The sequence below is a fragment of the Lactiplantibacillus nangangensis genome (assembly GCF_005405065.1).
In the GTDB taxonomy this organism is placed as follows: Bacteria; Bacillota; Bacilli; order Lactobacillales; family Lactobacillaceae; genus Lactiplantibacillus; species Lactiplantibacillus nangangensis.
The window spans coordinates 39,190-50,450 of record NZ_BJDI01000019.1 but is presented as its reverse complement, the minus strand read 5'-3'; the positions used below and the strand labels follow the sequence as shown (position 1 = coordinate 50,450).

Here is an 11,261-nt window from a genome sequence, read left to right as displayed (position 1 = left end):
ACCGCAGTGAAGCCGCTTAAGCAACACTCGCAAAATTATATTATTTCATCTGTCAACTTGACAGGGACTAGTACAAACTAATGGTTGGTTTGGTAGGGACCTTTTCAGTTACTTTTCAATGACGATACGACCGTTATGAGGCTGATCCAATAACTCGTGGCCTTCGATAAAACCTGCCAAGCTAAAGGGTAAATGATAGCCGATATTAGTCTGTAACTGACCAATACTGAGTAATTTAAATAACATTTGTAAGGCTGCCTGATCAGAGATCGCATTCGTGGCGTGAATCGACCGGAAGCGAATAGATTTACTCGTCGCTGGTAAGCTGCCAGCCACTGACGCAATCGTCGCGTCAAACTTAGCCATGGCTAAGTCAGCCTTGCCATCGACGCCATTCAAGGCCACATTAATGATGACATCCCCACAGTCTGCTAAGACGTGTGCGGGGTCCTGATGATCATAGGCGACGAATTGGTCGACGCCTAATGCGGTCAATCGATCCGCATGTTTTTGGCTGGCGATGGCAATAACTTTTGCGCCCACGCGTTTTGAAAGTTGGACGACCAGTGAACCAACCCCGCCAGCGGCGCCTTTGACGATGACCGTTTGATCTGGTTGTACATCAGCAAAATAACGCACCGCTTTATAAGCCGTAATGCCGGGTGTAATCAAACTGACAGCTTGTGTCGGGGATAAATTATCCGGCACGGTAACGGTACTGTCAGCGTCCAAACAAACTTGTTCGGCGTAAGCGTGTTCTGTATGAGCTGCCACCAGTGTGCCAACTGGTAAGTCCGTGACTGCGGCGCCAACTTGAACCACGCGGCCAACAACATCGTGGCCGGGGATCATTGGTAATGGCGTCGATACATTGGCGCCTAAGCGTTCAATTCGATCCTCATCGTTTAAGTTGACTGCTAAAGTCGCAATCACCACCTGATTGGCAGTCGGCTTTAAAGCCGGTTGATCAATTGTTTCAAAAACGGCGGGTCCCCCAAATTTTCGATAACCATATGCAAGCATCCTGTTCCCCCTCCTTGATAAAGAAATTCCTGCAACTTAATTGTAGCGGGGGGACGGTGATAATCACAAGTCACGACCATCGGATTCGAGCTTGTGTTTACTGACTAACTTAGTAAGTTCCTTTGCTTGCATTTGGGTTATGGCTTTATGCTGGATTGATTGGGGTTATGAGAGATAGTCAATAATTGCCGCTTCCGGTTGTTGTTGAGTGCATGCGGGCGAGGGGGCCGACGTTTCTCAGGCTGGCCCCGGTCCCACGACCGCCTGTTATCAGCGGCACCCAGAGGCGGAAACGACTAGCTTAAGCTTTAGCTGGCTTTTGTCGTTTCAATCCCCAACCGGTGAAGCCGCTAATGATTGAGAAAACGGGTGATAATAAACTAAAGAAACAGAATGGCAGGTAGGCGAGGGTGGAAACACCTAACGTATTGGCTGCGAAAGCTCCAGCAACTCCCCATGGAATCAAGTAGTTGATCACGGTTCCACCGTCTTCAAGCACCCGACTTAAGGCTAGATTTGCCAAGCCTTGCTCATTAAACGTCTTTTTAAACGCTTTGCCGGGTAAAATGACTGATAAGTATTGTTCCCCAACGAAGATGTTGACGCCGATACCGGCTAAGATGGTCGCGGTAACAGTCATGCCAGCGTTTTGTAGTCGTTTTGCGAGTGGCACCATCGCAGTTTGAATCAAATTGAAACGCATCAATAGTCCCCCTAAAGATAAGGTTAAAAGGATTAAGGAGACGGTGCCCATCATCGCGCTGATGCCACCCCGTGAGAGCAACTGGTCAACGCTGGCGTTGCCGGTTTTAGAAACAAAGCCGGTTTCGATCATCGTCGCAATTTTGGTGAGCGGGGTGTGGGGATTCTGAACAAAGATCATCACGATTGCTAAGGTAATGTTCATTAATAAGGTGGCGATCGCCGGGATTTTCCGTAAGGCACAAATGAGCATTAAAATCAGCGGCAAAGCGGCCCACCAGCTAATCGTGAAATTCTGATTGAGTACGGCTAAGGTCGTGTTGATTTTGCCAAGATGGGTCTCAGTGGCGGCGCCAGCGCCGAGAATCGTGTAGCCGATCAGTGAGACGATAAAAGCGGGGATCGTTGACCACATTAAGTTACGAATGTGGTCAAACAGGTCACTTTCAGCAATTGCGGCCGCTAAATTGGTCGAATCGGAGAGTGGGGACGTTTTGTCGCCAAAAATAGCCCCAGAAATAATTGCTCCGGCAATCAAGGCCGGATTGATACCCATAGTGGTTCCAATCCCAAATAAGGCAATCCCAATGGTGGAAATAATCGTGAAGGCACTCCCAATGGAAGTCCCGATAATTGCACAAACTAAGAAGACTGATGGGACGAACCATTGCGCTGAGATCAAATGGAACCCGAAGACCATCATAGATGGAATAATCCCGGCCGCAATCCAAACACTGATCAGGGCCCCAATTAATAAGAAAATAAAAATTGGAATAATCCCAGTTTTGATGCCATCAATAATCCCACCATGAATGTCATCCCAGTTGGCACCGCGGACCCGTCCCCACAAAATAACCAGTGCAATGACTAGAATTACTGGGGTCTGCGGCGACAGTCCAAATTTAATGACACCCAATCCCATAATTGCCAACATAATCAGTAAAACCGTTAAGGCTTCCGGCAAATGAACCGGCCGCCAATTAGCTGTATTTTTCATTTTTTTAACCACTCCTCTAAATTTTTTTACAAAAAAATCGTCCCTGTTACAATAAATGCAACAGGGACGATTGATTAGACCGTGGTACCACCCAGCTTGAAAGGCCAGACGCCTCTCCACTCGCTAGCTGGTAACGGCCGCTAGATGATCCGCCGGGTGACCCCGGACGTGAACTACCGTATTTCATGATGAAACACCTGATCGGTTCGCAGCAACCACCGACTTCCTGACGCACAGTGTTTATCCTACTTGAAAGTAGTTTTATCGTTCGCTATGAAGTTAATTGCGATGATAGCATGAACAATTGCCACCGTCAAGGACTAGTCTTTAACTTGCGCGGCATCATCGTTAAAGGTTTGTTCCACAATATCCATGATTTGTTTGAATAGTCCAATCGGAAATTGGTGGGCGCGCCGGATCAAATTAATATGGACGCTAGGAACTTGGACGTCTTCAATTGGAATCTCAATTAAGTCATCATCTGGTGGCGTGGCGATATCGGAAATGAAGCCCAACGCTAAGTTCTCTCGGACTAAGCCACTGATTAAAGTGCTGTTGTCGGATTCAAATAACACTTGTGGTTCAATTGAAAGTTGTTCCGCCAATTGATGGAAGACCAGTTTGTTCAAGTAAGTGGCGTTCAAGATGACAAATGGGGACTTTAACGCCTCTTTGAAAGTTGGATGTTCTACTTGCGCGAGCGGATGTCGCGGACTCGCTAAAATCTTAAATTTGAATGGGCGAAGGGGCGTAACTGCCAAGCGTTCATCCAACGTTTGGTCCAAGTTACCACTGATCGCCAAATCAAGCTGACCACCGAGCACTTGTTTAACTAACTGATTGGCGCCCATTTCAACCGTATGAACGCTGCTTAAAAGGTCCTGTGCAATGATTGGCTTGGTTAAAGCTGGCAAATAGTGTTCGCCAACGGCTGGTTCAACGCCTAGGCGTAACGTGTGTTGACGCAAGTGACCGATGGATTCGTTGACGTGTTGCCAATTGGAGATAATATCGTTAGAAGCTAATAAAAGTTGCTGCCCGCTTGGCGTCAGGACTAAAGCTTTGGTCTTGGCCTGACGGAAGAAGAGCGTCGTTTGGAAATGACGCTCTAAGCGCTTGATGGCTTGCGAGATGGTGGGCTGACTGACATGGAAATCAGCAGCCGTTTGAGTGTAACTTTGAGTACTGATTAGACGCTGGAAGTAATACAGATCCTTAATGTTCATGAAAAATGCAGCCTCCATAAAAATTATTGATGTTAAGTGATACTTAGCGGTAACTTTATTAAGCAAACTTGCTGTTAAGTGGCGTTTATCAATCCTTTTATTAATTAAGACGGCAGGTTACTTTACCGCCTTAATAATATAAGTTACTGATTAATCATACCACTGATAAACTAAATAAGTCTGGTCGTTAGTCTGACGAAAAAACGAGGAAACTGGAGTTAGCCGTTTTTGATAACGCTTACTAATATTCTTTTGACTTAACTTGAGCTGATCCCGGATGTGCTAGGTGTTGGTGAAAATGACTATTAGGTTAACTTATCGGTTAAGGGGTTGTCATATATTATGGCAACAACAGTCCCAATATTAATTAATTTATCAAAATTTAGTCTAAAAAGACCTAATTAAGTGTGACCATTATTAACCACCAGTAGAAAGATTAATGGGTTTAAGTGATAAGAAAAAGTTATCGCATGATAGCGCTTTAACTAGTGATTAGTGATAAAATCCATGATTGATAAAATGTGTTATAAATTATTTTTATCAGTTAAAGGGCTGTCATATATCGACTGATAATTGAAAGCGCCTAGTGTGGCCTTAGTCGGCAGTAAGGCTTATCTTCATTTTAGCGTTCCTTCACCGAAATAGCTCGAACTAAAGTTAACCCCTTGAAACGATAAAAGTGCCTAATGGTCATTTAAAATGACGGATCAAAGCACGCTTGAAAAAGCTAAGGTCCATTTGAGCTGTCATAAGGCTAGCTTATTAGTTAAAGGGGGTGACTTAAAGTGACGCTGCTAGGTCGTTAGTAAGTCTTAGCAGAATTAGACCACAATTTGACAATAAACCATTTATAATGATAATTCAACCGAACATAAATTATTATAATACCTAAAAATTATAAATGCCTACAAAATGCACTTTGTGTTAATGTTCGTTAAGTGAACATAAATGTTTGTAATAATCATTTCGACCATCAGGATAGCAAAAGCCAATCGGAAATCATCTCTTGATGTTTCTGATTGGCTTTTTGAATTTTGTTCCATACTTAAAATCAATTCTGATGATTTTCGTCATCATTTTCGTCCGTTGCTAATGCTTGTAATTTAATGCGGCCAAAAATATCGAGGCCGATACCTAAGACGACCATCCCGGCTAAATACAGTCGTAAGGTGGCATAAAGGGTAGCGGGATTGTCACGCAGGGTAATCATGGCGGCACCGATGACACTGATCAACGCGAAGATCAAGCGACCGTTGACCATAATGAATTTTCGATCCAAATCAATTTTCCTCTCAGTTATCCGAATGAACTTACTTACCAATTTGCAAAATTATAAATGCGAGAGCGTTTGCAAGTCAATTTGTTTGACTGAAATTTAATTTTCAGTTAATCATCAGATAACGAAAGATTGCCGCTTCCGGTTGTTGCCGATAACATGCGGCCGAGGGACCGGGTCAAGCCTGGAAGCCTTGCTTAAAACCACAAGACTGCATTCTAGCTGGCACCGTCCCTCGTAGGACACCAATTCTGGCATAACTGGGTTTACGCGTAATTTGTCACTTTCAACTTCTTTAGTAAGTCATTTATCGATTTGATTCGGTTGATTGATGTTTAAGCAAGTGATTTAAGGTCAGAATAGTGATTAGCGCTAGTCCAGCAAAAAACGCGCCGCCGTAACCTAAACGTGTTAAACCACCATGTGCTAAGACACCAGCTGCCGTCGCGGACCCAACGGAGATGCCAATGTTGAAGAAAATGGCATTCAGGGAGGCGGCCAGTAGAGTGGCTTGTGGATAGTCGGCTTCTGCCACATCCAAGAAATGAATCTGGACTGGCGAGCTTTGGACACAGATGATCAGTGCCAAAATTAGAAAAACGGCCATGCCGGTAATTTGATTTTTCATTGCTTGCGGTAATAATAACAAGAGGACGATATCGACGATGTAGAATCGTGGTAAAGTCGTTAACCCGTGGCGTTCAGCAACGGTGCCAGAAAGTCGGTTGCCCAAAATACTCATGAGTCCTAATACAAAGAGTAGCCAGTTTAGTTCGGTCGTATTAAAACCCAAAGCAGTGGTGAGTAGCGGCCGGATATAAGTGTAGTAAGCGTAAAAGGCCGCTGCTGAAAAGAGAATCAATACCGCACCTAGCGTAATGCGGCGGTCGGTTAGGAGAACGAGTTGACCTTTTAAATGGCTAGCTGGTGCTTTGGGTAGCTGTCGTGGCAAAATTATTGCGAGCGCAATGCAAGTCAGTAAGCTCAGCACTGAAATGAGGTGAAATGCCATATGCCAACTCGTGGCAGTGCTGATGGCAGTACCGATGGGTAAGCCAATGACGGAAGCAATACTGAAACCCGCTGCAATCCAAGAAATCAAAATCGCGCGTTTATGACGTGGTGCTAAATCATTGGCAAAGAGCGTGATCAAAGATTCAATCGTCCCAGCAACGGCCGCTGTTAGGAGTCGTGACACTAAAAACCAGTTATAGCTGGTTGCGAAGCCACTGGCAGTGTTGCCAATGAAGAAAAGCACCATCAGCACCATTAATGTCCGGTACCGATCAAAGCGATTGGCAAATAGCGTCACGATCGGTGTACTGATTGCGTAGACAACGGCAAAAATTGTGACCAAGTATCCCGCGGCGGCAACAGTTACTTGTAAGGATTTGGCAATATCAGAAATCACGCCAACGACCATAAATTCGTTACAGCCTAACATAAATGAGACTAAAACTAAGACGCTGGCTTGCCAGCGGTATTTATTCATTAAAATCTGACCTCTCTATTAATATCGTCATAATCTAATTGTACTATAGTCAGTTGTTTACTAGGGATGATGGCGAAAATTAGGCTAAAAACATGGCTAGAACGCGATTATTACGAAAAATAGTAGCTTGAATCAGCATAATGGTTAATTAGATTGACGATATTTAACTGTAATCATTGTTATGCTCATCTAAGTTGGCTTATAATTAGGTGGCTGGGTTAATGTTGAATTAGCTTAACCATCATAAATCTAAATCAGAAGGGAGGGAAAGAGATGCGATTAAATAACAATCGAGTTCATCAACGTTTGACCGTTTTCTTAGCAGGAACTGCGACCTTGTTAACTTTGTTAGCAACGGGTACCACTGCTGCGAAAGCTGATACCACGGTGACAACAACCGCCAAAACGACGAGTGATGCCACGATGACTAGTAAAAGTGCGGTGACACCGGCAAAAACGGTGGCACTACGCGGGAGCAGTGCTGAAAGTCAGTATCGTTCAACCAGTTCTAGTACAGTGGCGGCATCGACTAGCCAAAGCGCCAGTTCTGCGTCAACTAGTTCGACCGCCTCAGTGACCGCCACGACGAGCGCTGCTAGCACGAGTTCGACCAAGTCCGATACGACGGACCCAGCCAAATTCGTCAGCAGTGTTTCGACGGCTAGCGCTAGTCAGCGCCAAAGTAGTTCGGCGCAAGTTCAAGCTAAGGCAAAATCTAGTAGTGCTGAGCGCCAGAACCAACAGTCGACAACGACCCAATATTCGGCGGTGACGACGAGTCAAAAAGGCTCAAGATCGCAGTTGAAGTCCATGGCGATTCAATCGAAAGCTAGCGTGTCTAAACTCAGCTTTACTCGGTTGGCGACGTTGGTTGCCAAGGCTGAAATTCCGGTTCATGGCATGACTGCTGCGGATGCAACTGTCACCGACAGTGATGGTAAAATTTATAGCGCCAGTGATGTTTTGGGCTTTTATGAAGGCTATAAGGCTCATTATAATTGGTCGATTGATGACGATGTGACAATTAGAACTGGAGATACTGCGACACTGACATTACCGAAGAATGTGTTGTTTACTACTGGAACGACGGATTTAGATATTACAAATCCGGCAGGCAAAATGATTGGAAAATTTAGTGCTGCGGCAGGGTCCCAAACAGGAACCTTAACGTTCAATAGTTATTTTGAAGAGTATCCGGCTTCCAGTCGTAGTGGTAAATTTGATTTTTATGTTACTGGTACAGATATGAAGGTCGGTGATGATTCTGCCAAGATTAACAAAGTTGGCTGGGTTGATCCGAATAATAACTCGGACATGGTTTGGCAAGTTGTTGCAAATCTTGGTAGTGAAAAATGGGATAATGTGGAAATTGTTGATCGTTTGGGCCAGTACCAGACACATAATAGTGTGATTACTTTTGAAAAAGGCGCTTATGTGAATGGGCAATTTGTAAAATCTGCAGAATTGGGAACTTATGATTTTGATACGGATAAGTTTGTACCTGCGGATGGTGCTGAAGATGCAAACGTGACGGTTAGTGTCATTGGGAACCAAATGAAGATGAATCTGGGAAACATAACGACTGCGATTAATATTTGGTACACGGTCGTCATGATTCCTGGTCACACTTACACGAACAGTGCGAGTGCAACTTACACGCCAGCGGATGCCACTGATCCTGATACCGGAGGAACAACCAATCCCGGTGGCGGTGATGGTGATGGCGGTAATACGCCAGATAACTCACAGACTGTGAATGCCAACCCTTCTTATGGTTTCGGCGGGAGTGGTTCTGCTGATTGGAAGACATACAGTTTAATGGTCAGCAAAATAGACTCCGTGACTGGCGTAGCAGTCCCAGGTGCCACCTACCAGTTGCAAACAACTGACGGGACAGTCTTACAAGCCGGTGCAGTGACAAACGCTACTGGTCAAATTGTATTTACCAATTTGGCAGCAGGGACATATGTGCTTGTTGAAACGACGGCACCAACTGGTTATCTCTTGAACAAGACGCCACAGTCAATCGTGATCAGTGAGGATTCTGCCATTAGTGGTATTGTTTCACAGACCGTTAAGGACACTAAAATCCTAACGACCAATCTCAAAGTAATTAAGACTTGGAAAGCTGTTCCAGCCGGTGTCACGACACCAGATGTTACCGTGAAATTGTATCGTGGTGAAGAAACGACGCCGGTGCAAACAGTGACGTTAACTTCAGCCGGCGGTTATCAAGGATCATTTAACGGCTTGGCAACCACGGATGCTAACGGTAAAAAGATAACTTATCGAGTGGTCGAAGACGACTTGACGGGCTATGTCGGCGCACAAGCTACTGCTAGCGATGGCACAATCGAGTTAACGAACACGTATCAAACGGGGACGTTAACGGTTACGAAGACTAATGTTGCTGGTGATCAGGCTTTGGCTGGTGCAATTTTCACGTTGACCAATGCTAGTGGTCAGGTCGTTCAAACGCAAACCACCGACATCACTGGTCAAGCGAAATTCACGGGACTAGCTCAAGGTGTTTACACTTTGCAAGAAGTACAAGCGCCAGCGGGGTACTTATTAAATCCTGAGACTAAGACGGTTGAGCTAGATCGTAAAACTAACTATCAATCTACTGTGACAGTTGCCGATGAACTAGAACCCACAGGTCATGTCACGATTACGAAAACCGATACGGCTACGGGAGCTGTTTTAAGCGGTGCCGAATTTACTTTGACGGATGATAAGGGCAACGTGGTTGCAACTGGAACCACTGGATTAGATGGTCAATTAATTTTTGACAATTTGACTGTTGGAACCTATCTCTTAAGTGAAACTAAGGCACCAATGGATTATCAACTGACATTCAAGCCACAAAAAGTGACAATCAATGCAGCTGATCATTATCAAACAACGGTTGCCGTTAAAGATGATGCGATCAAAGGTAGTTTAACGATTACTAAAGTTGACGGCACAACTAATGTAAAATTAGCTGGTGCGACCTTTGAATTAATTGATGCGAATGATAAAGTTGTTGCTTCAGGAACGACAGATGTTAGTGGTCAATTAACGTTTGAAAACTTGGCAATTGGCACATATACACTGCGCGAAGTTTCAGCGCCAACCGGGTATAAGTTGGCTACTGAAACTCAAACGGTGGCGATTGACAGTGCCAATAATTATCAAGCCATTGTGACAGTTAAAGATGACGCAATCAAAGGTAGTTTAACGATTACCAAAATCGATAGTGTCACTAATACTAAATTAGCTGATGCGACCTTCGAGTTAACTGATAACACTGGTAAAGTTGTTGCTTCTGGAACGACAGATGCTAGCGGTCAATTAACGTTTAAAGATTTGGCAATTGGAACGTACACGTTGCGTGAAACCAAAGCGCCAACAGGTTATGATCTAAATGCTGACTCTCAAACAATTTTGATCAATTCAGGCAATGATTATCAAGCCGTTGTCACAGTTAAAGATAATGCGACACCAGTAGTTGTGCCAACAGGTAGCTTAACGGTTACCAAAGTTGACAGTGCAACTAAGGCTAGATTAGCTGGTGCAGAATTCGACTTAATTGATGTCAATGGTAAGGTGATTGTTTCTGGAATCACTGATGTAAGTGGTCAATTAATGTTTAAAGATTTAGCAATTGGCACTTACACGTTACGTGAAACCAAAGCACCAGCGGGTTATGATCTAAATCATGACTCTCAAACAGTTTTGATTCAGTCAGCGAATAATTACCAAGCTGTTGTCACAGTAAAAGATGATGCAGCACCAGTAGTTGTGCCAACGGGTAGTGTAACGATTACCAAGGTTGACGGTGCAACTAAGGCTAGATTAGCTGGTGCAGAATTTGACTTAATTGATGCCAATGGCAAGGTGGTTGTTTCTGGCATTACAGATGTTGCTGGACAATTAACGTTTAAAGATTTGACGGTTGGCACTTACACGTTGATTGAGACTAAGGCGCCAGCTGGTTATCAGCTAAACGCACAATCGCAACGAGTTGTTTTGACTGAAAGCCAGACGTTAGTTGAGTTGACAGTAGCCAATACGGTGATTCCACCGGTGAAACCAGTTGAACCTGACAAACCGGTTGAACCTGACAAGCCAGTTGAACCCGGCAAGCCGGTTGAACCCAGCAAACCGGTTGAACCTGGCAAATCAGCGGAACCTAATAAGTCAACAGTACCTGTAACACCGATACCAACAACGCCAAACAAACCAACGCCAGTAACACCGGCGCCAGTTCGTCCGGTGATGTCGACGAAACCGGTAGTTGTTGCTGATCAGGTGACACCAACAGTTGTGGTGAAACCGACTAAAACTGAGGACGCTGCAAAAAATGTTACACGTGAAACATCGCAAAAAACCCAGACGCTACCACAAACTGATGAGTCAAATTCAGTTTGGTTAGTCTTGATTGGTTGGTTAATGTGCTTATTGACTGGCTATGAAGTGGCTCGGCGCGTGCGTGCTTAGTTTTAAAGAATAACAGGACACTAAAACAGCTCGTCGGGATTATGCTCAATCCTAACGAGCTGT

The 11,261-nt window shown here is 44.6% G+C and carries 6 protein-coding genes; 1 reads left to right on the top strand and 5 read right to left on the bottom strand.

Going from position 1 to position 11,261, the window contains the following annotated elements; translation table 11 throughout:
* Nucleotides 1-108: 108 nt before the first annotated feature.
* The 5 genes from FFM70_RS12935 to FFM70_RS12915 form a co-directional block, all read right to left on the bottom strand.
* Nucleotides 109-1,023 (bottom strand): NADP-dependent oxidoreductase, encoded by a 915-nt coding sequence (locus tag FFM70_RS12935; protein ID WP_137617259.1) that lies wholly within the window; start codon nt 1,021-1,023, stop codon nt 109-111.
* Nucleotides 1,024-1,324: 301 nt separating this feature from the next.
* A complete protein-coding gene (gene nhaC, locus FFM70_RS12930) occupies nt 1,325-2,722 on the bottom strand; it encodes a Na+/H+ antiporter NhaC (protein ID WP_137617258.1) in 1,398 nt (465 codons plus the stop codon).
* Nucleotides 2,723-3,042: 320 nt separating this feature from the next.
* Complete coding sequence (locus FFM70_RS12925; RefSeq protein ID WP_137617257.1) at nt 3,043-3,948, bottom strand: LysR family transcriptional regulator; 906 nt, start codon at nt 3,946-3,948, stop codon at nt 3,043-3,045.
* Between the two features lie 1,051 nt (nt 3,949-4,999).
* On the bottom strand, nt 5,000-5,227 hold the full coding sequence (locus FFM70_RS12920) for a hypothetical protein (RefSeq protein ID WP_137617256.1): 228 nt from the start codon (nt 5,225-5,227) through the stop codon (nt 5,000-5,002).
* Between the two features lie 304 nt (nt 5,228-5,531).
* The gene (locus tag FFM70_RS12915) at nt 5,532-6,716 is read right to left on the bottom strand and encodes an MFS transporter (RefSeq protein ID WP_137617255.1); all 1,185 of its coding nucleotides are present in this window, start codon (nt 6,714-6,716) and stop codon (nt 5,532-5,534) included.
* 273 nt (nt 6,717-6,989) lie between these two features.
* Here FFM70_RS12915 and FFM70_RS12910 point away from each other — a divergent pair, with 273 nt between their 5' ends.
* Nucleotides 6,990-11,198, top strand: coding sequence for a SpaA isopeptide-forming pilin-related protein (locus tag FFM70_RS12910; RefSeq protein WP_137617254.1), 4,209 nt, complete (start codon nt 6,990-6,992; stop codon nt 11,196-11,198).
* The last annotated feature ends 63 nt before the right edge of the window (nt 11,199-11,261 follow it).

What these genes read in the sequence shown, in the direction of transcription:
- FFM70_RS12915 (WP_137617255.1), bottom strand. Translation starts at nt 6,716, where the DNA reads ATGAATAAATACCGCTGGCAAGCCAGCGTCTTAGTTTTAGTCTCATTT.
- FFM70_RS12910 (WP_137617254.1), top strand. Translation starts at nt 6,990, where the DNA reads ATGCGATTAAATAACAATCGAGTTCATCAACGTTTGACCGTTTTCTTA.
- FFM70_RS12935 (WP_137617259.1), bottom strand. Translation starts at nt 1,023, where the DNA reads ATGCTTGCATATGGTTATCGAAAATTTGGGGGACCCGCCGTTTTTGAA.
- FFM70_RS12925 (WP_137617257.1), bottom strand. Translation starts at nt 3,948, where the DNA reads ATGAACATTAAGGATCTGTATTACTTCCAGCGTCTAATCAGTACTCAA.
- nhaC (WP_137617258.1), bottom strand. Translation starts at nt 2,722, where the DNA reads ATGAAAAATACAGCTAATTGGCGGCCGGTTCATTTGCCGGAAGCCTTA.